Annotated in this window: 26 protein-coding genes and 3 pseudogenes; 15 read left to right on the top strand and 14 right to left on the bottom strand. The window is 69.5% G+C overall.

Going from position 1 to position 26,742, the window contains the following annotated elements; translation table 11 throughout:
- Positions 1–60: 60 nt before the first annotated feature.
- Both ACFT9I_RS06255 and ACFT9I_RS06250 read right to left on the bottom strand, forming a co-directional pair.
- Positions 61–1,338: a tyrosine-type recombinase/integrase gene (locus ACFT9I_RS06255; RefSeq protein WP_382561341.1), complete on the bottom strand. Its 1,278-nt coding sequence runs from the start codon at positions 1,336–1,338 to the stop codon at positions 61–63.
- On the bottom strand, positions 1,319–1,795 hold the full coding sequence (locus ACFT9I_RS06250; protein ID WP_382561340.1) for a helix-turn-helix transcriptional regulator: 477 nt from the start codon (positions 1,793–1,795) through the stop codon (positions 1,319–1,321). Before ACFT9I_RS06250 ends, ACFT9I_RS06255 begins: the two co-directional genes overlap by 20 nt.
- A gap of 106 nt (positions 1,796–1,901) precedes the next feature.
- On the opposite strand from ACFT9I_RS06250, the gene ACFT9I_RS06245 reads away from it, so the two are divergent.
- The 4 genes from ACFT9I_RS06245 to ACFT9I_RS06230 all read left to right on the top strand — a co-directional run bounded on the left by ACFT9I_RS06245 (position 1,902) and on the right by ACFT9I_RS06230 (position 5,542).
- Entirely contained in the window at positions 1,902–2,084 is a 183-nt protein-coding gene (locus ACFT9I_RS06245) for a helix-turn-helix transcriptional regulator (protein WP_382561338.1), read from the top strand.
- Entirely contained in the window at positions 2,081–3,028 is a 948-nt protein-coding gene (locus ACFT9I_RS06240; RefSeq protein WP_382561336.1) for a bifunctional DNA primase/polymerase, read from the top strand. Before ACFT9I_RS06245 ends, ACFT9I_RS06240 begins: the two co-directional genes overlap by 4 nt.
- Positions 3,025–4,608 (top strand): phage/plasmid primase, P4 family, encoded by a 1,584-nt coding sequence (locus ACFT9I_RS06235; RefSeq protein ID WP_382561335.1) that lies wholly within the window; start codon positions 3,025–3,027, stop codon positions 4,606–4,608. Before ACFT9I_RS06240 ends, ACFT9I_RS06235 begins: the two co-directional genes overlap by 4 nt.
- A 442-nt stretch (positions 4,609–5,050) precedes the next feature.
- Positions 5,051–5,542: a hypothetical protein gene (locus tag ACFT9I_RS06230; protein WP_382561333.1), complete on the top strand. Its 492-nt coding sequence runs from the start codon at positions 5,051–5,053 to the stop codon at positions 5,540–5,542.
- A 554-nt stretch (positions 5,543–6,096) separates the two neighbouring features.
- Here the strand turns inward: ACFT9I_RS06230 and ACFT9I_RS06225 are convergent.
- Positions 6,097–6,336, bottom strand: coding sequence for a GntR family transcriptional regulator (locus ACFT9I_RS06225; RefSeq protein WP_382561331.1), 240 nt, complete (start codon positions 6,334–6,336; stop codon positions 6,097–6,099).
- 175 nt (positions 6,337–6,511) lie between these two features.
- Between ACFT9I_RS06225 and ACFT9I_RS06220 the strand changes: the two genes are divergently transcribed.
- Both ACFT9I_RS06220 and ACFT9I_RS06215 read left to right on the top strand, forming a co-directional pair.
- Complete coding sequence (locus tag ACFT9I_RS06220; RefSeq protein ID WP_382561329.1) at positions 6,512–6,739, top strand: hypothetical protein; 228 nt, start codon at positions 6,512–6,514, stop codon at positions 6,737–6,739.
- A complete protein-coding gene (locus ACFT9I_RS06215; RefSeq protein WP_382561328.1) occupies positions 6,736–6,915 on the top strand; it encodes a hypothetical protein in 180 nt (59 codons plus the stop codon). Before ACFT9I_RS06220 ends, ACFT9I_RS06215 begins: the two co-directional genes overlap by 4 nt.
- Before the next feature lie 231 nt (positions 6,916–7,146).
- Here the strand turns inward: ACFT9I_RS06215 and ACFT9I_RS06210 are convergent, their stop codons facing one another.
- The 4 genes and pseudogenes from ACFT9I_RS06210 to xerC all read right to left on the bottom strand — a co-directional run.
- Positions 7,147–7,764 (bottom strand): HNH endonuclease, encoded by a 618-nt coding sequence (locus ACFT9I_RS06210; protein WP_382561326.1) that lies wholly within the window; start codon positions 7,762–7,764, stop codon positions 7,147–7,149.
- Entirely contained in the window at positions 7,761–8,036 is a 276-nt protein-coding gene (locus tag ACFT9I_RS06205; RefSeq protein ID WP_382561324.1) for a hypothetical protein, read from the bottom strand. Before ACFT9I_RS06205 ends, ACFT9I_RS06210 begins: the two co-directional genes overlap by 4 nt.
- A complete protein-coding gene (locus ACFT9I_RS06200) occupies positions 8,033–8,671 on the bottom strand; it encodes a DUF6907 domain-containing protein (RefSeq protein ID WP_382561322.1) in 639 nt (212 codons plus the stop codon). Before ACFT9I_RS06200 ends, ACFT9I_RS06205 begins: the two co-directional genes overlap by 4 nt.
- A 374-nt stretch (positions 8,672–9,045) precedes the next feature.
- A pseudogene (xerC, locus tag ACFT9I_RS06195) lies at positions 9,046–9,923 on the bottom strand (tyrosine recombinase XerC); the annotation flags it as partial.
- 280 nt (positions 9,924–10,203) lie between these two features.
- Here xerC and ACFT9I_RS06190 point away from each other — a divergent pair.
- Both ACFT9I_RS06190 and ACFT9I_RS06185 read left to right on the top strand, forming a co-directional pair.
- Positions 10,204–10,734, top strand: a complete 531-nt coding sequence (locus tag ACFT9I_RS06190) for a hypothetical protein (protein WP_382561320.1) — start codon at positions 10,204–10,206, stop codon at positions 10,732–10,734.
- A 487-nt stretch (positions 10,735–11,221) separates the two neighbouring features.
- Positions 11,222–11,623 carry an ML domain-containing protein gene (locus ACFT9I_RS06185; RefSeq protein WP_382561318.1) on the top strand — a complete coding sequence of 134 codons (402 nt, stop codon included), beginning with the start codon at positions 11,222–11,224 and terminating at the stop codon, positions 11,621–11,623.
- A gap of 919 nt (positions 11,624–12,542) precedes the next feature.
- Here ACFT9I_RS06185 and ACFT9I_RS06180 read toward each other — a convergent pair.
- Entirely contained in the window at positions 12,543–12,956 is a 414-nt protein-coding gene (locus tag ACFT9I_RS06180; RefSeq protein WP_382561316.1) for a hypothetical protein, read from the bottom strand.
- Positions 12,957–13,709: 753 nt separating this feature from the next.
- On the opposite strand from ACFT9I_RS06180, the gene ACFT9I_RS06175 reads away from it, so the two are divergent.
- Both ACFT9I_RS06175 and ACFT9I_RS06170 read left to right on the top strand, forming a co-directional pair.
- Positions 13,710–14,834 carry an SDR family oxidoreductase gene (locus tag ACFT9I_RS06175; RefSeq protein WP_382561314.1) on the top strand — a complete coding sequence of 375 codons (1,125 nt, stop codon included), beginning with the start codon at positions 13,710–13,712 and terminating at the stop codon, positions 14,832–14,834.
- A 143-nt stretch (positions 14,835–14,977) separates the two neighbouring features.
- Complete coding sequence (locus ACFT9I_RS06170) at positions 14,978–16,078, top strand: wax ester/triacylglycerol synthase domain-containing protein (RefSeq protein WP_382561312.1); 1,101 nt, start codon at positions 14,978–14,980, stop codon at positions 16,076–16,078.
- A 42-nt stretch (positions 16,079–16,120) separates the two neighbouring features.
- On the opposite strand, the pseudogene ACFT9I_RS06165 reads toward ACFT9I_RS06170, so the two are convergent.
- The 3 genes and pseudogenes from ACFT9I_RS06165 to ACFT9I_RS06155 form a co-directional block, all read right to left on the bottom strand.
- Positions 16,121–16,555 (bottom strand): annotated as a pseudogene (locus tag ACFT9I_RS06165) (DUF317 domain-containing protein); the annotation flags it as partial.
- A gap of 451 nt (positions 16,556–17,006) precedes the next feature.
- A pseudogene (locus tag ACFT9I_RS06160) lies at positions 17,007–18,401 on the bottom strand (NAD(P)/FAD-dependent oxidoreductase); the annotation flags it as partial.
- Positions 18,398–18,958 carry a rhomboid-like protein gene (locus ACFT9I_RS06155; protein ID WP_382561310.1) on the bottom strand — a complete coding sequence of 187 codons (561 nt, stop codon included), beginning with the start codon at positions 18,956–18,958 and terminating at the stop codon, positions 18,398–18,400. The pseudogene ACFT9I_RS06160 and the gene ACFT9I_RS06155, both read right to left, overlap by 4 nt.
- A gap of 93 nt (positions 18,959–19,051) precedes the next feature.
- Here ACFT9I_RS06155 and ACFT9I_RS06150 point away from each other — a divergent pair, with 93 nt between their 5' ends.
- From ACFT9I_RS06150 to ACFT9I_RS06140, 3 genes are all read left to right on the top strand, one after another.
- Positions 19,052–19,930, top strand: coding sequence for an aminoglycoside phosphotransferase family protein (locus tag ACFT9I_RS06150; protein ID WP_382561308.1), 879 nt, complete (start codon positions 19,052–19,054; stop codon positions 19,928–19,930).
- Positions 19,931–19,954: 24 nt separating this feature from the next.
- Positions 19,955–20,446, top strand: a complete 492-nt coding sequence (locus ACFT9I_RS06145) for a GNAT family N-acetyltransferase (RefSeq protein ID WP_382561306.1) — start codon at positions 19,955–19,957, stop codon at positions 20,444–20,446.
- A gap of 109 nt (positions 20,447–20,555) precedes the next feature.
- Entirely contained in the window at positions 20,556–21,026 is a 471-nt protein-coding gene (locus ACFT9I_RS06140) for a hypothetical protein (RefSeq protein ID WP_382561304.1), read from the top strand.
- Between the two features lie 90 nt (positions 21,027–21,116).
- On the opposite strand, the gene ACFT9I_RS06135 is transcribed toward ACFT9I_RS06140, so the two are convergent.
- Both ACFT9I_RS06135 and ACFT9I_RS06130 read right to left on the bottom strand, forming a co-directional pair.
- Positions 21,117–22,124: a zinc-binding dehydrogenase gene (locus ACFT9I_RS06135; RefSeq protein ID WP_382561302.1), complete on the bottom strand. Its 1,008-nt coding sequence runs from the start codon at positions 22,122–22,124 to the stop codon at positions 21,117–21,119.
- Between the two features lie 108 nt (positions 22,125–22,232).
- Complete coding sequence (locus ACFT9I_RS06130; RefSeq protein ID WP_382561300.1) at positions 22,233–23,399, bottom strand: NAD(P)-binding protein; 1,167 nt, start codon at positions 23,397–23,399, stop codon at positions 22,233–22,235.
- A 167-nt stretch (positions 23,400–23,566) separates the two neighbouring features.
- Between ACFT9I_RS06130 and ACFT9I_RS06125 the strand changes: the two genes are divergently transcribed.
- On the top strand, positions 23,567–24,280 hold the full coding sequence (locus ACFT9I_RS06125) for a pentapeptide repeat-containing protein (protein WP_382561298.1): 714 nt from the start codon (positions 23,567–23,569) through the stop codon (positions 24,278–24,280).
- A gap of 293 nt (positions 24,281–24,573) precedes the next feature.
- On the opposite strand, the gene ACFT9I_RS06120 is transcribed toward ACFT9I_RS06125, so the two are convergent.
- Positions 24,574–25,071 carry a hypothetical protein gene (locus tag ACFT9I_RS06120; RefSeq protein ID WP_382561296.1) on the bottom strand — a complete coding sequence of 166 codons (498 nt, stop codon included), beginning with the start codon at positions 25,069–25,071 and terminating at the stop codon, positions 24,574–24,576.
- 80 nt (positions 25,072–25,151) lie between these two features.
- Here ACFT9I_RS06120 and ACFT9I_RS06115 point away from each other — a divergent pair, with 80 nt between their 5' ends.
- Positions 25,152–26,651, top strand: coding sequence for a M1 family metallopeptidase (locus ACFT9I_RS06115; protein ID WP_382561294.1), 1,500 nt, complete (start codon positions 25,152–25,154; stop codon positions 26,649–26,651).
- Positions 26,652–26,742: the final 91 nt, after the last annotated feature.

Below are 26,742 nucleotides of genomic sequence, written 5' to 3'. Positions count from 1 at the left end.
TTTCATCACTGCCCGTTCCGGGAGGCCCCCGGGCGGGCAGTACGCATTCTGTACGCATGGCTACGGGTGCCCCGCCCCGGCCAGTTCCGCATCCGGCGCGCGCCGTGCGCTGGGCACGCCGCCCCGGGTGAGGGCGAGGCGCAGGACCGCGGCCGCGACCCGGGACCGGAGCAGCAGCCGCTCGCGCTTCATGTCGAGCGCGTCCGCCACCTCGTCCAGCCGATCCGGCCAGAGGTGCCCGTAGATGTCGAGGGTCATCGCCGCCGACTTGTGGCCGAGCATGAGCTGGACGACCTTCACGTCCGCGCCGGCCGCGATGGCGAGTGAGGCCGCAGTGTGGCGCAGCTTGTGCGGGGTGATGCCCAGGTCCCCAAGACCGGCCGCCTGGACGGCCTTGTCGAAGCACCGGCCCCGGAAGTTCGCGTACCGCAGGGGACCACCAGCGGGCGCGGTGAAGACGAGCGCGTCCTTCTTCCGGCCCTTGCTCAGGTCGCGCAGCTCCTCGGCGAACGAGCGGGGGAGCGGCACGGACCGCTTCTCGTGATTCTTCACCGGCCCGAGCGCCAACACGCCCTTCACGTCCGTGTAGTTCTGGACGATCCGGATGCGACGGGTGTCGATGTTGATCCGGCCCACCTTGATCGCGGACGCCTCGGCCCACCGGATGCCGCAGTACCCGAGGACGAGTACCAGGCGCCGGTACTCGCCCGCGGCGTCGGCCAGTCGCTCCATCTGCTCATGGGTGAGGTAGACGTGTTCGTCGTCCTCGGCCGCGCGCGGCAGCTCGTGTTCGTGCGCCGGGCTGGCCGCGATCCGCCCGGACTGTACGGCGCGCTTCATGACCATGCCGAACACCCGGTAGATCTTGGTGATTCGGGCCGGGCCGAGGATCTTTCCGCGCTTCCCGGGCTTCTTGCACAGCTCGTCCACCCAGTCCGAAACGTCCTGCCACTGAATCGAACCGACCTGCCAGTCCCCCCACTTCACGAGGACGTACAGGTTGAAGATCTCTTCGTAGTCGTGCTTCGTGGTCCGCCCCTGCTTCCGCAGCGAGCCCAGCCACTCGGCGCCCACGACGGAGAACAGGGCCTTCGCCGACTGCGGGTCCCGGTACGAGCCCTTGTCCAGCTTCCCGGTGAGGGCGGTCACCTCGGCCTCGGCCTGCGGCAGTTTCCGGAACGTGAGCGCCTTCCCCTTGCCGTCTGGCCCGTACCAGCGGACCCGCCACCGGCCTGGGGGCTGGCGCTTGCTGCCGGCCTTTTTCGCGGCCTGCCAGGTCTCCAACGCCCGCTGGTACGCGGCGTGGTTGGCGCGGTCCTCAATCCAGACTCGGGCCATCGGGCACCTCCTCTTGTACGAGCGGGTCGAACTCCTGGGGCGGAATCTCCGAGTAGAAGCCCCGCCGGTCACCGCCGGGCAGGGGGGTGCTGCCCCGGACGAACCGCCGGACGCGATAGAGCGGAGTGGCCAACTCAGGCGTCACCTGAAATGGGGCCTCGTCGTTCGGGTCGTTACGTTCCCCCGCCGGCCTATCCCACTGCGGGGACGGGTACGGGGGTACGAGCAGGTGGACCGGCGCGACGTTGAGCACGACCGACAGGGCCAGCCACTCCGTGAGCGTGAGGTTCTGGCGGTTGCCGTTCTCCAGTTTCGCTACGGTGCTCCGTTCCCACGGGACGCCATGCTCAGCGAGCTTGTCGGCAAGATCTTGAGCGGTCATGCCGCGTCGTTTGCGGACTTCCCTTACGCGGTGCGCCACCGATGCTGTGGGGTTCCACGCTTCGCCTTGTTCCATGAGAGCACACTAGCGGTCGCTTGTGGAACGCGCAACGGTGGGGCAGGATGAGGTCCGGCGGGTAACTGTTGCCTGCTGAAGTGCTCTCACGGAACGCGAGTGAGTTATGAAGGAACGCTTGTACTCCCCGACCGCCCTGGCCGAGTACCTCGACGTGCCGGTCAAGACCGTGTACCGCTGGAACCACACGGGCACTGGCCCGAAGGCGCACCGCGTCGGGCGCCATGTGCGCTACCGGCCCGCAGACGTCGAAGCCTGGCTCTCCCGCCAGAGCGGAGCGGCGGCATGAACGCCCCGGAAAGCACGAACGCCCCCGCAGCAACGGGGGCGAACGTAGGAGACCAGCAGGACGCCGGGTCTCCGCACACCGTAGCGCAGGCCGCTGACGGCAGAGAGGTGCACATCCGCACGCCTTTGGACGGGGCGCTGTGGCTTATCCGGCGCGGGTTCCCCGTCTTCCCCGCCGACCACCCGCTCACGCGCCGCTGCACCGGTCTGCACAAGACGTGCGACGGGTCCCGCGGGAAGCACCCCGCCGCAGCGTTCACCAGGGCGTACACCCTGGACGAACGGAGGGTGCACGAGACGTTCAGTCGCGGCCTGCGGAACCCCGCCGTGGCCGTAGGCGCCTGCTCGGGTCCCGAAGGGACACGGCTCGTGGTGGTCGACAGCGACCGGCGCGGGGCTATCGAGGATGTAGCAGGCGCCTACGGCCGTCGCTGGCCGCGCACCATGCGCGTCATGACCGCCAAGGGGTACCACGACTATCTGTGGGTGCCCGCCGCGCTGCGCCTCGGCAACGGACTCGGTGAGCTACAGGGCAAGTTCGACGGAGACGTACGGGCGGGCAACGCCTACGTCATCGGCCCTGGCGCGCTGCACGCCTCGGGTGTCCGGTACGTCGTGGACGACCCCGAGCAGCCGCCCGTGATGGCGCCGGCCTGGCTCCTTGACGCGCTGGTCACCAAGCCGACGTTCGCGCCCGGTCGGGAGCGCTGGCGCAACGCGGCGCCCGCTGGCCCGTCCGACACGCGCGGCCTGGTCGCGTTCGTTCTCAACAGCCCGCAGGGCGCGAGGAACAACCGGTTGTTCTGGGCCGCGTGCCGGGCCGCCGAGAGAGGACAGGACGCGCGGGACGAACTCCTGTCAGCGGCCGTCCAGGCGGGCCTCGGTGAGCGCGAGGCAGCCGACACCATCCGATCCGCGTACAACAGCACGGGAGCGCCTGCATGACGACACCACCGCCCAGCAACCCCATGGCCGTGGCCCGCGTCCTGCTGCCGTCCTGGACCGACGAGGGCCGCCCCACGCTCCTGCACTGGCGCGGACAGTGGATGGAGTGGCAGGGCACCCACTGGCGCGAGCTGGACGCGTCCGAGGTGCGCTCGGTGGCGTACAAGGAGCTGGAGCACGCCACGTTCGAGTTCGAGACGCCCAGGGGCGGCATCGAGGTGAAGGACTGGGCGCCCACCAAGAAGAAGATCGCGGACCTGATGGAAGCCATGTCGGCAATCCGCATCCTGTCGCCGACCGTGGACGCCCCGGCGTGGACGGACGGCACCCATCAGCGCACGCCGATCGTCGCCTGTACGAACGGCCTGTTGGACGTCATCACGAAGGAGCTGCGCCCGCTCACCCCGGACTACTTCAACCTCGTCTCCGTGCCGTTCGACTACGTGCCCGGCGCCGAGTGCCCGAACTGGCTGGCGTTCCTGCGCAAGGCGTGGCCCAACGACCCCGAGGCCGTCACCGCCGTACAGGAGTGGTTCGGATACGTCCTGTCCGGGCGCACCGATCAGCAGAAGATCCTCCTCGTCGTCGGGCCGACCCGGTCCGGCAAGGGCACCATCGCGCGGGTCCTCGGGATGCTGGTGGGCAAGGGCAACGTCGCCGGGCCCACGCTGGCCGGCCTTGCGACGAACTTCGGTCTCTCACCGCTGCTCGGCAAGCCCCTGGCGGTCATCTCCGACGCGCGTCTTGGCGGCCGGGACGGTCACCAGGTCGTTGAGCGCCTGCTGACCATCTCCGGTGAAGACACCATCGACGTGGATCGGAAGTACCGGGAGCCGTGGACCGGCAAGATCCCCGCACGGCTGATGGTCCTGTCCAACCAACTGCCCAACTTCGGTGACTCCTCCGGGGTGATCGCCCGCCGGTTCATCGTCCTCAACATGGCCGTGAGCTGGCTCGGCAAGGAGGACACCGGACTCACGGACAAGCTGGCCGCTGAACTTCCCGGCATCCTGAACTGGGCACTCGTGGGACTTGCCCGGCTCGATCGCAACGGCCGGATCATCCAGCCGACGAGCGGGGCCGACTCCATCACCACGATGCAGGACACCGCGTCACCCATGTCCGCGTTCGTACGGGACCAGTGCGAGACCGGCGCGGCCTGCTCGGCACCGGTCGACGTCCTGTGGGACGCGTGGAAGGACTGGGCCGAGGGACAGGGCGTGCGGTCCGGGACCAAGGCACTGTTCGGCCGCGATCTGCTGTCCGTCGAGCCCCGCATCCGCCGGACCAAGCCGCGGATCGGCGGCAAGCAGGTGCCCGTGTACGAGGGCATCGGAGTCAAAAGCTCCACCGACAATAGCGATTCGCCCGGCTCACCCGGCTCACCCGGCAACACCGCAGGTCACAACGCTGTGAGTGAGCCGGGCTACCCGGCTCACCCCGGCTCACTGTTCGACGGTGAGCCGGGCATGAGCCGGGCACGCCCGATTGCCCGGCTCAGTGAAACCGCAGGTCAGAACACTGTGAGCCGGGGTGAGCCGGGTGAGCCGGGCAAAGTCCCTTTGTCGGCACAGCTTTGACCCAAGACGTCGCACGTCGCATGCGGCACCGCCCGACCGTAACGGCGCGCTCGGACCCGCCTCCGTTTTTGGGGTGATCGTCTTCTCAGCCCCTCGCCCAGCTTTTATTTTTCTGTCCCCGGGCAAAATCTGAGCGGATGATCTTGGTATGCCCTGTGACCTGCGAGAACGCGCCGCTTCGTGGGGGCCCCTCGCGTTCTTGATGCATGCCTGACTTCAGCCACGGAAGGGTGTAAATTCATCGTGTGATGAATTCTTCCGCATGTGCGCAGTGTGGGCGGACGCTCCCGCCTCAAGCCGGGCGCGGGCGCCCCCGGCGGTACTGCGGGCGTCGGTGCAGCAGTGCTGCGGAGCGGGAGCGGATGGCGCGGCGGCTACTACTCGGCGCGTTGGTGGAACAGCGAACGGCCATCAAGGAGGAGCAGACGTGAGTGAAGTACTTGTGACGTTGCAGGAGATCGCCGCGGCCACGGGGCGCAAGGCGGACAAGGTGCGCGACGAGTGCGTCGAGCTGGATCTCATGGTGAGGGAGGACTGGGCGGGCAGGCCGGCGGTCTCGGTGAACGATGCCCGCGCTCTCGTCAACGGTTCCGCGCGTAGGGCTTGGGAGCACGCCGTGTGGGAAGCCGGTGTGAAGGCGGCCTGTCGGGAGTGGGAGGCGGCCCGGGCGGCTGCCGCGGAAGCTGCGGGAGCCGAGGTGGACGCGAGGCATGCGAAGTCGTGGCGGAAGAAGTCGCCGGGAGAGGCGCTCTCCGAACGGCGGGAGGCGCGCGTGCACGCGGCCGCCCAGTTCGAGCGCACCCACAAGAGGCCCGGCCGCTACGTGAATTTGCAGTACATCGACGCTTCGGAGGAAGGGTCAAGGGTGGCCGCGGCGGTAGGTGCGATTCGTGGCCCCGCTGCGGCAGAAAGCCGTGCGAAGGAGGTGGCCTGATGTCCGGCGCAGAGGAAGCGGCCAACTCGGCGCGCGGCATGGGGGTGTTCCCTGCGGAGTGGGGGCTGCCTGCGGGAACGCAGTACTCCGAGGAGCGCGCCGCGTGGGTGCGCTCTCGGGTGGTTGAGCGCCGGTCGTTGCAGTCGTCCCGCAGCCGGGCGCAGGGTATGCGGCGCGGCGCGGCCGGCGGCGCTCAGCACGTTCTGCGGCAGCGAGAGCTTCTGTTGAAACGTCGCTGAACAGGAAGGCGTCCGAGTAGGGAGGCGCGAGGGAGGCAGGGAGAACTCCCTGCCTCCCTCCCTCACCCCCCAAACCGCCCTTGATCAGCGGAAACAACGATCACAGGGAGGCAGGGAGGCAGACAGGCCAGAGCCCTGAAACGGCCTCAGAACGCCTTTCCAGGCGTCTTGTCGCGCCTCCCTCGCGATGAGTGCCCCAGACACCCAACCCCTCTCGGCCGAAGCCGAGAGGGGTTCTGCGTGCGCTCTCCACCCCACTCTCCACCCGGAGAGTGGGCGCTCTGACCTGCGTTCTCCACCCGGAGAGTGGGGTGTCTACACGGGCGGGGGAGGGGAGTCCAGCACGTAGGTGCCTTTGGCGGGCAGTGTGGCGACCAGCCCGCGGTCCCGCAGCTCCTGCACCGCGCGCCGGACCGTGCCGATGCTCACGCCGTAGATCTCCGTCATGGCGCGTTCGCCAGGCAGGGCCGCGCCGGCGGGGAGCTTGCCCGACGTGATGTCGGCGGCGATGAGATCGGCCAGCTTCACGTACTCGTACTGCGGGAGTCCGCTCATACGAGTCACGGTTGCGCGGCCCCCTGCGTCCAGCACCTTGGGGGCGCGCCCCACCGCGCTGGGACGCGGTGGGGTGCAGAGGGACGCAGTTGTCGGTACCGTCGACAGAGAAGACCCCCGCGACCGTGCGACCGGTCCGGGGTGTGGACGACGCGAAGGCTGAGGAGCGACGCCAATGACGGATTCTAGCGACGGCACCACGTGGGAGTGGCGGGAGCGCGGAAGCGGCGCCGCCCCGTACCGGCAGCGCATCAGCGGCGCCGCGGAGCCCTCCCCCGATCCGGGGCTGATGGCCGTGATCGAGCACGAGACCACATGTACGGCGTGCCAGGTCCGCGAGGACGGGGCGTACTGCCCGACGGCCGCGGATTTGGTGCGTGAAGCGCGGGAGGCACGGCGGTGACGATGCTGGCCCCCGGCAGCACGACGTTCGGTCTCAAGCTCCTGTGCTGGTCGCTCATGCCCAAGACGGCGGTACGGTGCACCCACCTTGACCCGCTTCACCAGGGCGACCATTCCAACCCGTACGTCGGCGCCCACGGCGCGACGTGGCCGCGCACCCCGAAGGACCGCAAGTAAGTAGAAGACTCCCTTGCCCGTGAGCGCGACGGCGCGCCACGGACAAGGGGACCGCACCCCGGCCGGCATCAGTCCCCCCGACGGGCCGGCCGGGGTGCAGGTGGCCGCTCACCCCCTCTACCCCCTCTACCGCCGAGGTCGGAGCCTCTACCAATCCCCTCTACCGAGGTAGAGGGGCCCCATGATCGAGCCCCCGCCGGACAGCATCGGCGGGGGCTCGGTTCGTCTACGTCACGCCGCCCGCTCGACCTCCACACCGGTCATGGCCCGGATGAAGAGGGCCGCGAAGATCCGCGGCAACGCGTCGTCCTTCAGCGAGTTGCAGGGGGCGCACGCGAGCACCAGATTCGCGGGCAGGTTGCACGGCCACAGGCTCTTGGGGACGTAGTGGTCAACGCTCACCCCCCGCAGGGTGTCGAACTCCGAGCGGCAGTAGAAGCACTGCCAGCCGTCGCGCTCGGCGAGGTACATGCGGGTCTCACGCCACGCCGCGCGGGCCGCCTTGCCGGGGTTGAGCTTCTTCGCCGGGGGCTGCTTGCCCTTCAGCGGATTGAGGGTGTGCTGCACCTTGTGGAGGAACGACTGGAGCTGACCGACGAGGGCGTGCGCCTCGGCCACGTCCAGCTCCATCACGTCCAGCCCGAACATGTCGAGCGACCCACTGACGACGAGGGACGGGCGCGTTCGGTCCGGCTCCTGAGACAGCGTGGCGTCGAGCACCAGGCGGCCGTCCGGGAGGCGCAGTTCGTGCGTCTTACCGAGGTGTACGCGGTCATCGGCCGGGGCGGTTGAGTGGTCATCGACCGTGCACCAGGACGGGCATCCGTGGACGAGGTGAAGGTGCGTCATCGCCGGGTCTCCCTGCTCGTCATACGGTCACCTGCGGGTGTCACACGCTGGTCAGCGAGTCGGACCTTCACGGCAATGATCTGCGGGTTCGTTCCGTCCGGACAGAGGCCGACCGACCAGATGTCGCGGTACAGACCGGCGGTCAGGGCGACCGCGTATTTCACGGCGTCCGAGGCCGTCATACCGGTGCGCATCAGCGTGGCCAGGTCGTCATGCAACGGGTCATCCACACGGACGGACAGGCCCTTGCCGGGCAGCGGGGGAGTGCTCATGCCCCTTCACCCCGCAGGCGGTCGAGCGCGGCGGCCTGAACGCCCAGGGTCGCCGCGTGCTCCCGAAGCCGGGCGGCCACGGAGCGGAGCCCCGCCCCGTCGAGGTACGTCTCACCGTTCGAAGCGAAGTCCAGGACCGGCCACATCGTCATCGTCGGCAGGCGCATGTCCCGGCTGAACGGGTACTGCGTCAGCTCGGTGACAACCAGGCCGGCGCCGTCGATGTCGAGCGAGGTCTCTTCGCCACGGTGCGCGAAGTCTTCGGCGAACGTTCCTCGGTCCGCATCATCGGTGTGGTCGGTGGTGCACCACTCCGGGCAGGGGACCGTGAGCGAGGCTCCGGGGGTGTCGAGCAGGCGGACCGTTACGGTCCTGACCTGCGGCGCATCAGGCGTATCAACGGGCGTATCAACGGGCGTATCAACGGGCGTATCAGGGGCGGTCTCGGCGTGCTGGCAGTCGGCGGAGCAGACGAACTTCTGCGCGCCGGACGGCCAGCGGTCCTCAGTCGGTCGGAAGGGTCCGGCCTGACTGCCGCACAGGATGCACTCGGGCATGTCCGGCTCGCCCTGGTTGAACGCGGAGCGGAGAGCGGACTCCAGGGGGTCGGGACGTGGCGGTACGGTGGCGCTCATGGTGCGGACTCCTTGTAGAGAAGGGTCCGGCCGCAGGCTCCGGGCGGTGCGTCAACACCCCCGGAGCCGCCCCGTTCCAGTACGCATCGCGTACACACGGCAACGGGAAAGGCCGAGTAACAGTGGGTAGCAGTGAGCTACGTTTCCGCTGGTCACACGGCCTGTGAGGGTGTTTCCGCTGGTCTAGCTAGTCCCCTGATAGACCTTGTAATGCGTAGGTCGTCGGTTCGAATCCGACAGGGGGCTCCGAAGAACCCCAGGTCATGTAGGTCGTGACCTGGGGTTTTCTGGTGTACGGGGTGTGACGCAACCGGCGGTTGCGGTGCCGGGCGAGGGCTTGCGTGAGCGATGCGTGAGCGGAGGGCCGTCGGGGCCTACTTCCCGGGCTTCTTCCGGGCTCTCCCCTCCTTGCGGGAGGCTTCCTCGGCGTCGGACTTGCGTTGGAGGGGGACCAGCTTGGCGGTGGCTTCGGCGGCGAGCATGAGGGTGGCGGCGCCGTGGCGGAGGTCGTGCAGCCGGATCGGGGGGAGGCCGGAGGCCGCGATGAGTCGTTCGAAGAGGTCGGTCACCTTGCCGGGGTGAAGCCAGGAGCCGTCCTCCTGGGTGAAGAGGAGGCCGGTCTCGATCCAGGCTGATCCCCATTCCGCGCGGTCGGCCTTCTGTTGCTTGCGGTGGCGTCTTGGACGAGCTGGCCCGAGACGGTGAGGGTGTGCCGGTCGAGGTTGGTCTCCGACCAGGGCTGGCCGCATGCTTCGCCGCGGCGGAGGCCGCGGAAGGCGATGAGGTGCCACACGGCGTAGAGCCGGTCTGCGGCGACGAAGTCGGGGAAGGCGCCGGTCTGTTCGGGTGTCCGGACCATGACGGGGGAGGGCTTCTCGCCGGTTTGCTGCCACCGGGCGACCCGTTCGTCCGTCCACACCAGGGCCTTCGGCTTGCGGGCGGGGTCGATCTCCACATGCGCGGCCGGGTTGAACGTGATGATCTGCTGGCCGATCGCGTCGTTCAGGGCGGCGCGGAGCGTGGCCTTGATGTGCTGGCGCGTGGACGGCCCGGTGATGCGGCGGAAGCCCGGCATCGCGTCGATCGCCGTCTTCATTCCCTTGCGGCGCGCCCGGTTCACCACGCCCTTCCACGGCACGGTCGCCAGTTCCTCGACCGCCGCCCGCCGTTGGGCGTTCTGCTTCAGGATGTCGGCGTTGGCGTCGGTGATGGCGGTGAACATCTCGCTGAGGTGGCTGACGCGCAGCCGGTCGAACGACCCTGTTGGTCCGGCGCCGGTCAGCGTGGCCGCCGGGGCAGTGATGTGACGAAGCGTGCTTCGTGCAGCGCCGTTCGCAGCCGGTCGTTGTCCAGGCTGAGTCGCTGGGTGGCGGCCGGTATCTGCGGTGATGGCGTCGGCGGCGGCGCGTCCGGGCAGTGGCCGGCGGTGGGCGCTCACTCGCAGGCCGCGGCGGTCCCGGCGAGGAAGGTGTCGATCGCCTCCGGCGCCGTTCCAGGTCGGCTTGGAGGAGGGGCGGCAGGACAGGGCGAGTGTGGAGCCGGGCGTCGAGGCGCTCGGCCTCGCCGGCGAGGGCGCGGGTGTTGTCGGCGGTCAGCGCCACGTTCCTGCACTCCAGCGGCTTGCAGCCGAGTGGCGCGGGAGTGCGCGCGATCCGTCCGGTGCGGCGGCACAACGCCTTGGCGGGGTTGAACACGCAGATGACGTAGGTGCCGGGGTAGACCTCGGGGTCGTGGCGGGCCAGGACGCGGCGCAGGCGGGCCGGGTCGGTGACGACGGACCCGGCGAAGCCGGTGCGGTGGTGGAAGCCGGTGAGGCGGGCGACGGCCTCGTGCGCGGCGGGCCCGCGCAGGCCGTGCTGGTGGTCGGTGGTCAGGGCGAGGAGGTGTTCGCCGCGCGCATCCGCATCCCTGGCGACTGGAAGAACCGGTTCAGGACGACGTCGTACTCGAACATCGGCGAGATGAGGAACGGCGTCCCTGCGTCCAGGCCCACCTCGCGCAGCCACTCTGTCCGACCCCTCGGTCAGCAGCCGTACATCGAAGGCAACTCCGTCCGGCGGTAGGTCGAACTCCTCTACCGTGGCCAGCACCCTCCACGCGTTCACGGTCATGGCGCTATGCATGAAGTCAGTGGCCGAATGTACACAAGGCATCTTGTGGACAGGGTTCTGATCTGTCCGTTGTCCGCTCGACGTTGGGATTGCGAAGGTCCTGCGTACGCTCTCCTGGCAGGGCTGGGCCTATGGCGACTTCTCGGCCGAACATGGCCCACAGCTCATCCGTGGGCTCCGTGGGCTCCGTGGACCTTGGGACTGGGCCGGTTGGTGCGATCGCCCTGGTGTCGCGGTGGTTGGGGCAGGCCGTCGCCCGGCCATCGGCGTATGTCGTCAGGGTCTGTCCCAGGTTCGGATCGCTGGTTCAAACATCGAGGGGCGGACAATGCCTGATCGGATGAACCCTCCGAGGTCCGTCGGTACCTCTGGGAAGTGATCGGCGATCGCGGGCAGATCCGCCACCGGTATGCGGTGGCCTCATTCCAAGGATGTGCACATGGCTCGCTGGGACTACGAGGACCGGGGAACTCCGGACGATGTCTTCCGTATCGACAGCATCGCGGTGAACCCGGACCCGCCGGAGCTGGCGAAGGACCTGCTGATCAAGGTCACCGGGCAGCTCAGTGCGGTTCCTGATGCCGAAACCTATGTCGACGTCACCGTGAAGCTCGGACTGATCAAGCTCGTTCAGAAGCGGCAGCTGCTGTCGGAACTGCTGGCGGAGTGGGGCGCCACGGTGCCCACGAAGACCGGCCCGTTCACCCTGGAGCTGTCCCGGAAGCTCGCGAAGGAGACCCCGCCGGCCAAGTTCAAGATCCGGCTCGACGGCTACACCGGGGCCGACGAGGAAGCCTTCTGCCTGGAGTTCACGGTCGGCTTCATGAAGCCGCCGGCATGACCTGCCAGGGCACTCATCCGGGTGACGCGGAAGGCAGTCGGCACTACTCACAGCTCTGACAGTCGCCCTACGACGGCGGCGCCAGATCTGGTGGCGATACCCATCTCGCCGTCCAAGAACCACGAGTAGCGCGCCGGCCCCGTGGGACTCGGCGATCCCAGCGCCCCCGACTCATGCCGCATCACACGGAGTCCCCCGCCAACTGGTGTCGGCGGGGGACTCCTGATCGTGTCGGCACCAGCGGTCGACCGGACCTGCCACCTACTCACGATCATGGTGGGAAGGTTTACGGTCACTGACCGCCTGTGCACAAGGCGTGGTGATCAAGCCCCTCAACTCGCGCTACTCACAAGGAAAGCCCGGCTGGACCAAGCTGAGACGACGCGATACGACCGAAGCCGTGATCGGAGCGGTCACCGGAAGCCTGGCAAGGCCGCAGCTCCTGGTCCTGGGAAGGCACACCGCCGACGGGACGCTGCGTACGGTCGGCCGCACCGCCACCCGCACCGCCACCCGCTCCGCAGCTCCAGGCTCCCGATCCGCGGCCCGGGCCACAGGAGCGCGATGACAACCCGGCCTCAACGGGCCGCTGTGGTCGAGCAGCCGTATCGCGACCTGTGGCTGAGCGGCTGAGTTGGCCCTTGGACACTCGAGTTGGCCCGGCTGAGCGTCGTTGTTGGCCGGCGGTCGAATCCCCTCGCAGCGCCCGCGAGGCTTCTTCGTCCTTCTCACGCCGCGGAGTTGTATCGACTGACCTTGCATGCCACCTAGGGGCCGAGGCCACGGGCAGTGGCTCCGGCCCCTGTGCGTGACGGCGGGCGCGCTATTCGCTCAGCGCGGTGAGCTTCTCTTGTTCGACCGGGCAGCGGGTGGCACCCGCCTTGGCCGCACCGTCGTGCTACCAAGGCGGGTCAGGGAGTTAGGGGACGAGGAGGGAGAACTGCTTGTACGCCCCGCCCTGCTGGTCGTTGGCGGTGACGATCAGGAGAGTGTCCGTGGCGCTGCCGCACTCGCTGGTCGCTCCGGGGTGGACGTAGATGAAGCCGGGGTACCCGCCGGTGGTCAGTGTGGCGACCGGAGTGATCTCGTTGACGTCCAGGCGTGGGTCGCTGAACTTCACGCAGAACCGGCCTGCGGCGGCCCCGAGGGACACCGAGCTGATGCCCTTGGACCGCACGATGCTTCCGTCCGCGTTGATCACCCCGGACGCCTGGGCGTAGGGAGCGGTCACGCCTCCCGCAGCGGCCAGCGCGACACCCCCCACCGCCGTCGCCGCGACACCGAGCGCGGCACTGGTCCAGACGATGACGCGGGTCCTCTTGCTCTTGAACATACAGATGCCCCTCCTGTGCGATACCGCCACCTCCCCGGGCCGCGGCACGTCACAAGCTAGGGGCGCCAACACGGCCAGATGATCTTCCGAGTGGCAAACCACCCGCGAAGAGGGCGGTCGACGCGCTTCCGCCCAGTACCTCACCACCGGTACGCCCCAGCAGGTGGACCACTACTCCCTGCCATCCGAGACAGCACCGTTCATGGAGGTGGAGCCGGGGCGGGGCCAACAATGGCACTCAGTAGGACCAGCTCAGCCGCCAAAGGGCCAACTCGGTGTGGCTGAGCGTTTCAGTTGGCGGGCAGGGGCGCCCGCTTGGGCGGTTGCGGCGTCCCAGACTCTCAGGCAGCGGCCGTCATCTTCGACAGTTGGCGGCGTAGGACTCGCCGATGAACCTCGTCGGCACAGGCTCGGCGGCGGGGGCGGGCGGAGCGCCTGGGGCGCGGTGGTTACGGTCGCGGGTCGGCCGCATGAGAGCACTTCACCTGCTTCCAGGAAGCCAATTTCTGAGTATTATCATTTGGCCCGACAAAATCGAACGGCGAATTGTTTCGTCGATTGGAAATCGTCGCCGTCCCCTGTAAGTTTGGTGGTGAGCAACAGGGGCGGGCCTGCGCATTTGTGGAACCCTCACGCGTAGTCCATCATTCCCGCTGGGGCTGCATCCTGCCGCAGATATCCAGCCCTGCCTTCGCTGTCATCCATCTCGTGAAGCCACCCGGATGGACACTCTCCTTGAAAGGTTCAACTTCGATGACCTATGCCATTACCGGTGCCACCGGGTACGTAGGGGCCAGCGTCCTTAAGCGAATCCTTGAAAATACCTGCGTACCGGTAATCATCATCGGCCGAAGCGCTTCGGAAGACACTGCCGGTCGAGTTAGCAGGGGCCTTGCGGCGGCAGGTCATTCCGTGACAGCAGAAGATGTGAATCGTCTGGAGTTCGTCAAGGCTTCGTACTACAAGCCGCACCTCGACCTCTCCCTTCGCGATTACGACCGGATCGCCGATGCCACGGATCACGTACTGCACTTCGCAGCCAATCTGGATTTCGTCGGATCCACTTCCGAGCTCGACAGAGACAATGTGCAGTCAGCCGTTCAGATGTGCAAATTCGCACAGGATGCTGACAGCCGTCTGACCTACTGCTCCAGCTCCTATGTATCCGGACAGCGCACAGGGGACATCTTTGAAGACGAGTTGATTGATGGGGGATTCACCAACACGTACGAACGTTCCAAGTTCCTCGCGGAGCAGTACGTCCGCTGGTGGCATGCGCGCACGCACAAGCCCGTTGACATTCTGCGGTGCGGAACGGTCTGTGATGGAAAGCTGCCCTCGGACGGATCACCGACCCACTCGATCAGGGGGTTCTGCGAATTCAGCCAACACTTCGAAGGCGCACTCACTCGGAAGTTGAATCATGCGGCGGTGCCCCGAGAACTCGTCCTGACCGGCAATCCCGAAGCCTTCATTCACCCCATTTTCATCGACGAATGCGCGGACATCATCGAGCGAATCATCAGACAACAGCAGGATGGGCTGACGGCCTACCACCTCACCTCGGGGCAGCAGCTGACCTTCGGTGAAATGTTCTCCGTTCTCAACGAATTTCGCGATATCCCAATTCACCTTGATCCGAATAAAAGGGAAAGCGACCTCAGCCGCCACGAAAGGCTATTCGTTCGCATGAGCCGGGGTTTTGCCCGCTACTTTGCAAGGGTTGATCGCACGCTCGATCAAGAGAACGTGAGAGGTATTGTCGGCGCGGCTTACGAATTCAAGACTGTAGGCAGGCAAGAACTCATGGTGGCAGCTACCCCGCCGACGCAAACTCCTGATGCGCAAATCCCGCAGAAGATCTCTGTTCCTCAGTGACGTGACCGGTCCTTCCCCGCATCGTTAGACTCTGCATGGGCACCATTACGACCCTGGACCGGTCCTTCATGCAGATGTCTGACCCGCCCCCGGTCACCGGATTCTTCCTGGATTTCATTGGCTCGCCTCCCACTCGGGAAGGCTTGGAACAGCGCGTCCTTGAGCGAGTCGGCGGAATCCCGGCCCTCAACTGTGCACCCCCCGCCCCGCGAGATCGTGCGTGGACTCCTGCCGGCACCTCTCCCTGCCGCGATACCCATCTCCACCACTCCCTGCCGACCGCCCCAGACACCCTCGCGGACACCTGCGAAGCGCTCCTTGCCCGGCCGCTGCCCCCAGCCCCCCATCCCCCGTGGGACCTCCACCTGCTTACGCAGCCGAGCACCCCCGACCGATTCCGCGTCGCCCTGCGTATCCACCACGGCCACCAGGACGGTGTCGGCACCGCACACACCGCCCTCGCCCTGCTCTCCGACATCCCCGGCGACGGGCCGCCGGCCCACCCTGCCCAACGCCCGCGTGCCACCAGAGTTCTCGCCGCCTTACTGCGCCTGGCCGCTCCCCTCCTGCGTGCCGGCCCCGCTCAACCGGCACTGCGCACCGCACTCCGGGGCACCGCCGGCCCCCACTGGGACTACCGGGACATCCCTCTCACCCGCCTGCGCGCCCTCGCCGACGCCCACCACTGCACCGTCAACGACGTCTGCCTCGCCGCCCTCGCCCTTGCCCTGCGTTCCCTCCTCCCCCCGGCGGCCCCGTCGCCCCCGTCCTTGCTGATGGCCCTCTCCACACGCCAACCGCACGAACGCCACACGCCCGGCAACCGTGTGGGCGCCGTCCGCCTCGTCCTCCCCACAACCGCCACCACACTCCCCGCCGCACTGGCCGCAGTGCACGACCAGACAGCCGCCATACGCCGCGACCGCGTACGCGATGCCAACCGCCTCGTGCTCAGCCTCCCTCGCCCCATCCGCCCCAGCTCCCGCCTTCTGCGTACGCTCGTGGGGTCGCGCCCGTACCCCCTGGCGGTCAGCAGTGTCAGCATCCCGGATTCCTTCACCTGCTTCGGCGCACGCCTTGATGCCGCCTCGATGTTCCTGACCACCAACCCTCACCGGCCGGTCTACCTCTCTTTCACCCGCACCCCCGACACGGTCCGCTGCACCGTCATCACCGACGCCTCCCGGCGTAACGCCACTGCCCTGCCACGACGCTGGGAGCAGGCCCTCACCGAGGGGCCGTAGCTCTCAAAGGCCGTTGCGGAAGCGGCACCCAGCCTTCAGGGCAGCGGAAAGGGCGGGTTCGGCCCGCGCCTGCCACCCGGCCGGGCCCGCCTCGTTGGGAGCGACGGTCAGGGCACGCGGATCGCCGTCCTGGATGAGTGGCGGCACCTCGCCGAGAGTGAGGCGGGTGGTGAACATCGGATCCATCGCCGCAGCGCCAGGCCGGCCGACGTCACGCTGCCAGCCGTGCGCCGTGACCGCGTCGAGGACCAGCTTGGAGCCGGCGGACTCGACCGTGGGCCGGTCGCGGTTGTTGAAGGCGAGGAAGAAGTCGCCCAAGACCTCGCCGGGGATGTCGAGGGTGAAGCAGGCCGACCACGCGGCGAGCGGGCTGCCGGTGTCCGCACGGGCGGAGACCTGCCAGGCGACGGGGAGTTCCCCGAGGAGGAAGGGCTCGTCCGCCAGAACCCACTGGGCCCAGCGGAGGGTTCCGCGCGATCGCCACCCGCTACGCCAAACGCGTCACCTACTACCGCTCAGAAATCATCATCGCCGCCATCGTGTTATGGCTGCGTGCCGACCTACAGGACACGCCCTAGTCCGTCGTTACCAGGGGCTACCGGAGTCGGCCGCACTTCGGCCTTCGGTTGCGGTGAGTCCTGATCAGACGGCGCTGCATGCGTGAGCGGACGGGATGGCACGAGGTGGACCAGGTGTCAGCCCGATCGCGGCTGCACCTCTCTGATCAGCGGAAACGAGATTTGGCGGCACCATGCGGCATCAACCGGGATGATCTTGCAGGCCCTTGTAGTGCGTAGGTCGTCGGTTCGAATCCGACAGGGGGCTCCGGGAAGGGCCAGGTCCGCGATGGCGCCCGGCGCCTTCGGTATGATAGGGGTACCCCGACGCGGAAGCACCCAAAAGGGGCGGGGGGGGGGGGGTGGGGTGAATTGCGGCCGGAGACGCGGTTGGCCGTGCGGGCCAGGCGGGGGGTCGTGAGGGTGGGGGACGTGGCTTCCTGGCGGTCCGCCGTGCGGTAGGCCGCGTAGAGGGTGTGGACTCCCAGCCAGCGCAGGGGTTCCGGTTCCCACTTGCGGACCTTGTGGTTGACCCAGGGCAGCGTGGTGAGATCCGTGGGGCCGGCCTGGCCGGAGTCCTGTTGGATCAGGTCGCGCAGGGTGCGGGCCGCCAGGTTCGTCGTGGCGACGCCCGAGCCGACGTAGCCGCCCGCCCAGCCGAGGCCGGTGGCGCGGTCGAGGGTGACCGTGGCGCACCAGTCGCGCGGGACGCCGAGGACGCCCGACCAGGCGTGGTCGATGCGGACGCCCGCCGTGGTGGGGAAGAAGCGGACCAGAATGTCGCGCAGCGCGGCGATGGTGGCGGGCTGGGTGCGGCCGTCGTTGTCGGTGCGGGAGCCGTAGCGGTACGGGACGCCCCGGCCGCCGATGGCGATGCGGTCGTCTGCGGTGCGCTGGGCGTACATGTAGGCGTGCGCCATGTCGCCGAGGGCTTCGCGGCCTTCCCAGCCGATGGTGTCCCAGATCCTGGCGGACAGCGGTTCGGTGGCAATCATCGAGGAGTTCATGGGGAGCCAGGTGCGGCGCTGGCCCTTGAGGGCGGCGGTGAAGCCCTCGGTGCAGCGCAGGACGTAGGGCGCGCGGACCGTGCCGTACGGGGTGATCGCGTGTTTGGGCTTGATCTCGGTGACGGGCGTCGATTCGTGGATGGTGACGCCGAGTGCCTCGACGGCCGCGGCGAGGCCCTTGAGGAGTTTGACGGGGTGCAGCCGGGCGCCGTGCGGGGTCCAGGTGGAGCCGACGGCTCCCGTGACCCGTACGCGCTCCGCGGTCTCGCGTGCGCCGCGCAGGACGCGGTCCCTCTCGCCGAAGGCGATCTCGGTGGTGTGGAAGTCCTTGAGCCGGGCGAGCTGCGCGGGCGTGTAGGCGACTTCGAGGACGCCGCCCTGGTGGATGTCGGCGTCGATCGTCTCGTCGGCGGCGACGCGTACGACTTCGGCCACGGTGTCGTTCATGGCCTTCTGGAGGCGGACGGCGGCGTCGTGGCCGTGCTTGAGGGCGTACGTGTCGCGGCCGGCGATGCCGTTGTACAGCCAGCCGCCGTTGCGTCCGGAGGCGCCGTACCCGCAGAACTTGCCTTCCAGGACGGTGATGTTGAGGAAGGGCGCGGCCTTCTTCAGGTAGTAGGCCGTCCACAGGCCGGTGAAGCCGCCGCCGACGATGCAGACGTCGGCCGCGGCGTCGCCGGGGAGGGGTTCGCGGGGCGCCGGTATGCCGTCCTGGGCGTACCAGAACGAGATGCCGCCGTTGACGGTGCTGCTGCTCATGAGGGTGTTCGTACACCTCGCTTCGCACTTGTGTCCAGGTCCGGAGTACGGGTGCGGCCCCGGGTGAGGGGATAGCAGGCGAGACCGATGAGGACGGCGGTGAAGTGGCCGATGTCGGTGAAGTCGGGGCCCGCGATGAGCGGGACGCCGTAAAGGATGACGACGGCTCCTCCGTACGGAAGGCGCCAGGGCGGCGCGATCCGGTAGGTGAGGACGGCGACGACGCCCGCGAGCGCGTAGCTGACGCCGATGGCGAGGGAGTCGCCGGCGGCTTCGTGCGCGTGGCCCTGGTGGACGGCCCAGCTGAGGGCGCCTTCGCTGCTGAGCGTGGCGCCGACAAGTGCGGCGGCCGCCGTGGCGAGCCAGCGCCGGGTGCCGAGCCAGTGTTCGGCGGGGGCGTGGAAGACGGTGTAGAGGACGGCGTACGGGAGCGGCCCGCCGCCGTCGGTCCAGGAGGCGCCGGTGACGAGGAGGGCCGCGAGCCAGAGGTAGGTGCCGGGGGCGGTCCTGATCCAGACCCACGTCGTGTGGGCGGCCTTGCGGAGATGGCGGCGCATGGGGTGATTCACCCACGGGGGCGGGCCGTTCGGCGGGATCGACATTCCCGGCGGCACGGGGAGGGGCCGGGGAGCGCTCGTAGGCTTGGCGGCATGGAGATCCCGGCGGAGTTGGCGAGGACACAGGGGTGCGCGTTCGTCGCCGCCCTCCCGGCGCGTGCGGCCGACTTCCTTAAGAGGTGGGAGCTGCGGCGTACGGGCCCGGCGATGCACGGCATGTGCGCGCTGGTCCTGCCGGTGGAGCGGGCGGACGGTACGCCCGCGGTGCTGAAGCTGCAGAATCTCGACGCGGAGACGGCCGGTGAGCCGGTGGCGCTGCGGCTGTGGGACGGCGACGGCGCGGTGCGGCTGCTGGAGTACGAGGAGGAGTCGGGCACGCTGCTGCTGGAGCGCCTGGACGCGGCGCGGGACCTGAGCGGTGTCGCCGTACGGGACGGGGTGGCGGTCATCGCGGGGCTGCTGGCCCGGTTGACGGCGCGGCCCGCGCCGGCCGGTCTGCGCGGACTGGGGGAGATCGCGGGGGCGATGCTCGACGAGACGCCGGTGGCGGCGCGGTCGCTCGCCGACGGCGGGGAGCGGCGGCTGCTCCTGGACTGCGCGGCTGCCGTACGTGAGGTGGTCGGCGAGCCTGGTCACCGGCTGCTGCATTGGGATCTGCACTTCGAGAACGTGCTGGCGCCCCTGCCCGGCCCCGGGGGCGAGGTCCGTGAGCCGTGGCTGGCGATCGATCCGAAGCCGCTGGCGGGGGATCCGGGGTTCGAGCTGCTGCCCGCTCTCGTCAACCGGTTCGACGAGGGCGACATCCTTTGGAGGTTCGACCTGATGACGGAGGTCATGGGGCTGGACCGGGGGCGCGCGCGGGCGTGGACGCTGGGGCGGGTGCTGCAGAACTGCCTCTGGGGCATTAGCGAGGGGGAGCGGGTGGCGGCGCCCGTGTCTGCGGCTGTGGGACGGGCGCTGCTGGCGCGGTAGCCGGAGAAAAGGCAGGCTGCGGTCATGATTCGTAAGGCGACGGCCGCTGACGTTCCGGTGATCCACACGATGGTCCGGGAACTGGCGGCATACGAGAAGGCCCCGGACGAGGCGCGGGCGACCGAGGAGCAGTTGCGTGAGGCGCTGTTCGGGGAGCGGCCCGCCGCGTACGCGCACATCGCGGAGACGGACGAGGGCGCGGTGGCGGGGTTCGCGCTGTGGTTCCTGAACTTCTCGACGTGGCGCGGGGTGCACGGCATCTACCTGGAGGACCTGTACGTCCGTCCGGAGCTGCGCGGCGGCGGGCACGGGAAGGCACTGCTGACGGAACTGGCGCGGATCTGCGTGGAGCGCGGGTACGAGCGGCTGGAGTGGTCGGTGCTCAACTGGAACGAGCCGTCGATCGAGTTCTACCGGGCGCTCGGGGCACGGCCGCAGGACGAGTGGACGGTCTTCCGGCTGACGGACGGGGAGTTGGCGAAGCTGGGCGGTGGGGGTCGGGGCGGGGGCGTCTGAGACCTGGGGCGCCTGAGGCCCGGGGTGGGGATCGTCGGCGGGATTGTCAGTGGGTGCCCCTACGCTCGGTGACGAGTGCAGCTGACGCCGACTTTCCTGGGGGACCCGCATGTCCGAGACCGCGTCCGAGACGAGCCGACAGCCCGATCCGGTCCCCGATCCCGTGCCCGATCCGGTCCCTGATCCGGTGATGGCCGAGATAGGCCGTGGCATGGAGCTGGGGCAGCGCGGCGAACGGGACGCCGCCCGGCAGGTGTTCGCCGGTGTCTGGGACCGGCTGGGCGCGGACGGCGACCCGTTCCACATATGCGCGCTGGCCCACTCCATGGCCGATGTCCAGGACGAGCCACGGGAGGAACTGGTCTGGGACCTGCGGGCGTTGGAGGCGGCGGACCTGGTCTCGGCGAGCGGGCCCGGCGCGCGGGGGTGGCGAGCCCGGTGGCCGCGTTCTACCCGTCCCTGCACCTCAACCTGGGCGATGTGTACCGGCGGCTCGGCGAGTTGGACCTCGCTCGTGAGCATCTGGCACGCGGGCTCGACGCGGTGGGGACGCTGGGCGACGACGGGTACGGGCAGTTGATCAGGGGTGGACTCGACCGGTTGGCGGGGCGGCTGGCGGCTCCCGGCCCGTCACCGGCCTGATCCCGGACCGGCCTGATCCGGTCGGACGTCAGACCCGCGGCGGCTCCAGCACCACCTTGCCCATCGTGCCGCGCGTCTCCATCGCGCGGTGCGCGCCGGCCGCGTCGGCGAGCGGGAAGCGCTGTACGGCGGGGCGGAGGCGGCCCGCCGCGGCCTCGGACAGGGCGCGGTCCTCCAGCGCGCGCACGTCGCCGCCCGCCTTCTGGAGCATCACGGGGCCGAGGACACCCTCGGAGGTGATACCGCGCGCCGCCTGCTCCTCCTCCGTGTAGCTCAGCGGCTCCCCGTCGTGGATTCCCTCGCCGGACCAGCCGAAGACGATGTGCTTCCCGCCCTTGCCGAGGAGGTCCACGGCGGCGCGGCCGGTGTCGCCGCCGACGGAGTCGAAGACGACGGTGGCGGGGCGCCCCGCGAGGTGGGCGCGCACCGTCGCGGGCCAGTCGGGCAGCGTGTAGTCGACGGCGAGGTCGGCGCCGTTCTCGGTGACGCGCGCGACCTTGGCGGGGCCGCCCGCGAGACCGATGACGGTGGCGCCGACGTTCTTCGCGTACTGGACGAGGAGGGTGCCGATGCCGCCCGCGGCGGCGGGGACGATCGCGACGTCCTCGGGACCGAGGGTGGTGAACTGGAGGATGCCCATGGTGGTGCGGCCGGTGCCGATCATGGCGACGGCTTCGGCGGCGTCGAGGTTGTCGGGGATCTCGTGGAGCCGGGCGGCGTCGGCGACGGCGAGTTCCGCGTAACCGCCGGGGACCATGCCCAGATGGGTGACGACCCGCTTGCCGAGCCAGCTCGGGTCGGTGGCATCGCCGAGCGCGTCGACCGTGCCCGCCACCTCACGGCCGGGGATGGTGGGCAGTTCGGCGGGCGCGGGGTACGGCCCCGTCATGCCCTCGCGCAGGGCGGTGTCGAGGAGGTGGACCCCGGCCGCGGCGACGGCGATCCGGACCTGGCCGGGGCCGGGGACGGGGTCGTCGGTCCGCTCGTGGACCAGGTTCTCGGCGGGCCCGAAGGCGTGGAGGCGGATGGCGTGCATGGCTGGCTCCCTCGTGGTGTCCGGGTGCGTCGCGTCCCGTTGCGGCCGGTGCGCCGCGTCCCGGTGTGGCGTACGGAAGCCAGCCTCCGACCTCAAGCGGACTTGAGGTCAAGCGGACTTTCGGAGCCGTACGGCGTCGATCCGCCGCACGGCGAGCGAGGCGGCCTCCATGGCGCTGTTGAACGACACCTCGGACAGCACGCCCGGCGCGGCGACCTGGTCGCCCACGAGATAGACGCCGTCGCCCCGGTCGATGCGCGGCCGGTCGCGCCACGTGGTGCCCGGCCGGTCGACCGCTCCCGTACGGCCGGCGGCGAGCGACTGGCGCCGCCACACCGCCCGTTCGCGCCAGTCGGGGAAGCCCAGGTCGAGCAGGGCTTCCGCGCGCGCGATGCCCACGGTCCCGGACTCGCCGGGACCGACCGGGAACTGGCCCTGGAGCAGCTGCTCCCCGGCCGGCGCGAGTGAGGGGTCCACGGCGGTGAACCGCTCCAGCCAGCCCGGCGCGTCGAGATCGCAGATGACGAAGGGGTCGCCCCTGCGCGTGGTCAGCCCGAGGTCCAGCAGCGCGGTGCGCCCGCTCTCCCACCTCAGGCTGTCGTCGCCGAGCAGCGGCCGGGCCGCGTCGAGCGACGTCGCGACGATCACCGGCCCGTCCTCGGGGAGGGTGTCGACGCGGGCGACGGTCTCCACTCGTACGCCCAGATTCCAGGCCCGCGCGAGCATCCGCTCGATGACCTGGTTCCAGCCGCCGATCGCGATGTGGGCCTCCGGCGGGACGGTGGCGGCGCGCCGGAGCCGTTCCTGGACGAACGCGGCGGAGAGCGAGCCGGGGTCGTGGTGGAAGAGGGCGACGGCGGAGTAACGGGCGGCGGCGACGGCCGCGTCGTGCCCGTGCCGCTCGGTGGCCCAGGTGTGGAAGTCGACGTCCACGGGCGCCCGTTCGGCCCTGCTGCGGCTCGCCTTGAGCAGCCCGAAGGGCGGGGCCTTACGGAGGGCGCCGTCACGGTGGAAGCGCAGTCGGGCGGCTTCGACGGCGGGGACGCGCGCCATCGCGCCGAGGAGATCGCGCTGCCGGAGCCAGGCCCAGTGCGGGCCGCGATGGTAGAAGACGTGCGGACCTTCGTTGGCGCGGTACGGCCCTTCGGAGGTACGGGCCCGCCCGCCGAAGGTGTGGTGGGCCTCGAAGACGGTCACCCTGGCGCCCGACTCGGCCGCCGAGATGGCCGCGGTGAGTCCGGCGAAGCCGCCGCCGACGACGGTGATGTGGTCCATGGCTGTTACCCCTTCACTCGTTTCGCTCGTCTGGCTCGTTCACGTGGCTCGTTCACGGTCTCCATGTGCAGAGGTGTTCAAGTAATTGACTGATCGGGGGAGCGGTTTGTGACATCGGGGCGCCGGGATTCGGGGGCGTTGTCAGTGGTGTGCGTCACGATGGGGGAATGGTTCGCAGGACAACGACAGGCAAGTCGGGCAGTTCGGGCAAGTCGGGGACGGCCCGCAGGAGTGTGGCGGCACGGCGGCCGGAGGTGCGGCTGCCGCCGCTGGTGCCGTACGAGGGGGAGTTGGAGCCCGACGGGGAGTACGACGGGCAGGAGTTCGCCGGACTGGATCTGGCGGACCAGGAGGGCCCGGGGGCCCGGTTCATCGACTGTGCGCTGCGCGAGTGCGGGCTCGACCGGACGGATCTGGGCCGGGCCCGCTTCATCGACTGCGTTCTTGAGGGCATCCGGGGGGTGGGGACGGATCTCGGGGGCGCGTCGCTGCGCGATGTCGAGGTGGTGGACGCGCGGCTGGGCGGGGTGCAGCTGCATGGCGCGGTGTTCGAGCGGGTGCTGATCCGGGGCGGCAAGATCGACTATCTGAATCTGCGGGGGGCGAAGCTGAAGGACGTGGTGTTCGAGGGCTGCGTCCTCGCCGAACCGGACTTCGGGGGAGCGGAGTTGGAGCGCGTCGAGTTCCGGGACTGTGTCCTGAAGGACGCGGATCTCAGTGGCGTACGGATGAAGGACGTCGACCTGCGGACCGTCGCCGAGCTGGGCATCGCGCGCGGGATCGACCGGCTGGCGGGGGCGGTGATCAGTACGGCGCAACTGCTCGATCTGGCGCCCGCGTTCGCGGCGCAGATCGGCGTACGGGTGGAGGACACGGCGTAAGTCTTGTCCGGGGGGAACGGGGGAGCCGGACAAGCGGAAGACCCCGACCGTGGGGGGTGGGTCGGGGCCTTCAATGTGCTCCGGGGGCTCAGCCATGTGGGGGGTGAACCTGGCGTCTGGTTCCTGGTGGCGTCCCGGCAGAAGTGCGTCTGCCCGGCTCCCACGGATGTACTCCTGCCAATCCGAAAACTTCCGACAGGGGCGTGAGGATTCGCTCATCTCATCTCACGTGAGGCGATGTCGGCTCACGTCGTAGCAGGTCGGACGGGTTGCGGCTGTACGGGGACGAGTGTTCAGACACGGGGGAAGCGGGACTGGAGATCCCAGATCATCGGGTTGTCCATCAGGCCCTCGTGCATGTCCCCGAGATCGGCCAGCAGGTCGTGCAGGAAGTCGCGTGACTCGCGGCGCAGCAGCCGGTGGCCGAAGGTGAGCGGGGCCTCGTCGGCCGGCATCCAGTCGGCGGTCACGTCCACCCAGCCGAAGCGCCGCTCGAAGAGCATGCGGTCCGTCGACTCGGTGAAGTCCAGCTCGGCGTACTGCCTGTTGGCCGACCGGTTGCCGCGCGGGTCGCGGTCGACCTGCTCCACGATGTCGCACAGCGCCCAGGCGAAGTCCAGCACCGGCACCCATCCCCAGCCTGTGGACACCTCGCGGTCGGCCTTGGTGTCGGCGAGGTACACGTCGCCGCAGAACAGATCGTGCCGCAGGGTCCGGACGTCGGCGAGGCGGTAGTCGGTCTGCGGGGGATCGGGAAAGCGACGGGAGAGGGAGTAGCCGATGTCAAGCACGCGCCTGATGGTGTCACGGCGCCGCGCGGACGAGTTTCCGCCCGCCGGGGAGTGGGCCGGACGCGGCCTACGATCACCGCGTGCACCAGCACCGGAACCCGCACCAGAGCCCGCCTCGTAGCACGGCTGCGTCCTTCACCGCCGTCCTCCTGATCCTGATCCTCGGCGGTCTCGGTGGCCTCGGCGGCCTCGCGGGCTGCGCCGACCAGGACCAGCCGGACGGTGCCCCCGGTACCCCGGGCGCCGCCGGTGTCGGTGACCCGTACTTCCCGCACCTCGGCAACGGCGGCTACGACGTCACGCACTACGGCCTGACTCTCGACTACGACCCCGCCACCGGCCGTCTCGACGCCACCGCCGCGATCACCGCCCGCGCCACACAGCGGCTCAGCGCGTTCAACCTGGACCTCGCCGGTCTGACCGTCGGCCGGGTCACTGTCGACGGCGCGCGGGCCGGTGTACGGCGCGCCGATACGGAGCTGACGGTGCGCCCGCGCGCGGACATCGGGCGCGGGGCCACCTTCCGTACGGTCGTCCGTTACTCGGGCGTCCCCCGGACCCTGACCGACGCCGACAGGACGAGGGAGGGCTGGCTCAGATCGGGGAAGCGGTCCGTCGCGCTGGGCCAGCCGAGGGGTTCGATGGCCTGGTTCCCCGGCAATCACCATCCGAGCGACAAGGCGGCGTACGACATCCGGATCACCGTCCCGAAGGGCCAACAGGCGATCTCCAACGGTGAGTTGACGAGCGAGCGGACGGTCGGCGGCCGGACCGCCTTCGGCTGGCACTGCGCCGAACCGATGGCCAGCTATCTCGCGACGGTCGCTGTCGGCCCGTACCGGACCAAGATCTCTCAGGACGCCACGGACTCGACGAGCCCCACGCGCTCCACGGGCCCCACGCGCTCCACGGGCGGCATCCCCGTCCACACCGCCGTCGATCCGACCGTGGCCGCCGGCAGTGCCGGGCTGATCGCGCGGATCCCCGCGATCATGAAGTGGGGCGAGAAGACCTTCGGCCCGTATCCCTTCTCCTCCACCGGCGTGATCATCGGGCGGCCCGGCGACGCGGACTACAACCTGGAGACCCAGAACAGGCCCTTCCTGCCCGGCCCCAGCGGCATCGGGATCCTCGTCCACGAGCTGGCCCACCAGTGGTTCGGCAACTCCGTGACCCCCAAGTCCTGGCGGGACATATGGCTGAGCGAGGGCTTCGCCGAGTACGCGGAGTGGCTCTGGGCCGAGGCCATGGACGGCGTCCCGGCGTCGCGCGCCTTCGACCGGGCGTACGCGGACGACGAGAACTGGGCCTTTCCGCCGGCCGAACCGCCCACCGCCGCCGACATCTCCGCGCGGCCGGTGTACGGGCGCGGTGCCATGGTGCTCCATCAGCTCCGGCTGGCGGTCGGCGACGACGCGTTCTTCGCGCTCGTACGCGGCTGGACGCGGGCGCACCGGCACGGCAACGCGTCCACGGCCGACTTCACCGCCTTCGCGCAGCGGCGGACGGACCGCGATTTGACGGCGCTCTGGGATGCCTGGCTGTACGGCTCCGAGAAGCCGCCGCCGCCCGACGCGTAGGAGACCTCAAGGCCCCCGCACACGCCAAAGGCCCCCGGCCGCAGCCGGAGGCCCCTCGCACTCGCTCGGTCAGTGACCCGGAGAGTCAGTG

The sequence above is a fragment of the Streptomyces sp. NPDC057137 genome, from assembly GCF_042670825.1.
Taxonomy (GTDB): Bacteria; Actinomycetota; Actinomycetes; order Streptomycetales; family Streptomycetaceae; genus Streptomyces.
The sequence above is the reverse complement of the archived record's forward strand: the minus strand, read 5'-3'. Positions and strand labels throughout refer to the sequence as shown.